Source organism: Micromonospora sp. NPDC052213, from assembly GCF_040679695.1.
GTDB lineage: Bacteria > Actinomycetota > Actinomycetes > Mycobacteriales > Micromonosporaceae > Micromonospora.
The window spans coordinates 1-1,296 of record NZ_JBFAVI010000365.1; the positions used below are offsets into that span (position 1 = coordinate 1).

A 1,296-nucleotide genomic window follows, 5' to 3' on the forward strand; every position below is an offset into this window, starting at 1 on the left:
CCTCAACTCCGACGCCAGCGTGGCCGGGCTCAAGGGACCGGAGCGCCCGGTCGTGCCGCAGGGCGACCGGGGCCGGCTGCTCGCCGCGCTCGGCTGCGTCGACGCGGTGCTGATCTTCGACGAGCCGACCCCGGAGGCGGCGCTGTCCTGGCTGCGTCCGGACATCTGGGTCAAGGGCGGCGACTACGCCAGCGGCGGCGGTGCCGAGACGTTGCCCGAGTCGGAGATCCTGGCCCGCTGGGGCGGGCACACGGTGGTGGTGCCGTACCTCGACGGGCGCTCGACCACCGACATGATCGCTGCCGCGCGGGCGGGACGGGGCAGCGGCGGCTGGCCGGCCACGACGCTCGACCCGGCGGAGGCCGTCGCGCAGACGGTGGTCCGGTCCACGGCGAAGGGAGCACGATGAACGAGCGACGCATCCGATCCGGCGCGGTCGCGCGGGCGGCGGCATGAACGCCCCCGCTCCCGGCGCCGGGCCCGCGGTCCTGGTCACCGGCGGGTCGAGCGGGCTCGGCGCGGCGGTGGTCGCCGCGGTGGCCCGCTCCGGTGGACGCCCGCTGGTGCTGGACCGGCAGCGTCCCGCCGACGGTGTGCCCTGGGCCGAGTGCGACCTGGCCGACACCCGAGCCGCCGAGGCCGCCACGCGCGATCTCGCGGAACGCTCCGGCGGGCTGGACGCCGTGGTCACCGCCGCCGGCATGGACGTGCCGGGGAAGCTGGCCGACATCCCGGCGGAGACCTGGGAACGGATCGTCACTGTGGACCTGCTCGCCACGGCCGCGGTGATCCGGGCCGCGCTGCCCTGGCTGGAGGCGTCCCGCGGCAACATCGTCACGGTGGCCTCGACGCTGGGCGTGAAGGCGGTGAGCGACGCGCCGGCGTACGGCGCGGCGAAGGTCGGGGTGGTGGGCTTCACCCGTGCGCTCGCCGCCGAGCTGGCCGGCACTGTGGGTGTGACGCTGCTGATCCCGGGCGGGATGCGGACCGCGTTCTTCGACGAGCGGGACGCGCAGTACCGCCCCGGCCCGGACGCGGTGCTCAACGAGCCGTCCGACACCGCCGCCGCGGTCATGTTCGCGCTCTCCCAGCCGGCCGGCTGCGCGGTACGCGAGATGGTGGTGTGCGCCGCGCAGGAGTCCTCGTACCCGTGATCCTGGTGCTGCGGGCGCTCGGCGTCGGCGACCTGGTCACCGCCGTGCCGGCGTTGCGTGGCCTGCGCGCCGGCCTGCCGGGCCGGGAACTGGTGCTCGCCGCGCCGGACTGGCTGGCGCCGCTGGCGGAGCTGACCGGGGC

The 1,296-nt window shown here is 76.5% G+C and carries 1 protein-coding gene and 2 pseudogenes; all 3 read left to right on the top strand.

Annotated elements, in window-relative coordinates; genetic code table 11:
- A pseudogene (locus AB0L34_RS33985) lies at window positions 1–409 on the top strand (D-beta-D-heptose 1-phosphate adenosyltransferase); the annotation flags it as partial.
- Between the two features lie 43 nt (window positions 410–452).
- The gene (locus tag AB0L34_RS33990) at window positions 453–1,154 is read left to right on the top strand and encodes an SDR family oxidoreductase (RefSeq protein ID WP_363709777.1); all 702 of its coding nucleotides are present in this window, start codon (window positions 453–455) and stop codon (window positions 1,152–1,154) included.
- Window positions 1,151–1,296, top strand: a pseudogene (locus AB0L34_RS33995) (glycosyltransferase family 9 protein); the annotation flags it as partial. The gene AB0L34_RS33990 and the pseudogene AB0L34_RS33995, both read left to right, overlap by 4 nt.

What these genes read in the sequence shown, in the direction of transcription:
- AB0L34_RS33990 (WP_363709777.1), top strand. Translation starts at nt 453, where the DNA reads ATGAACGCCCCCGCTCCCGGCGCCGGGCCCGCGGTCCTGGTCACCGGC.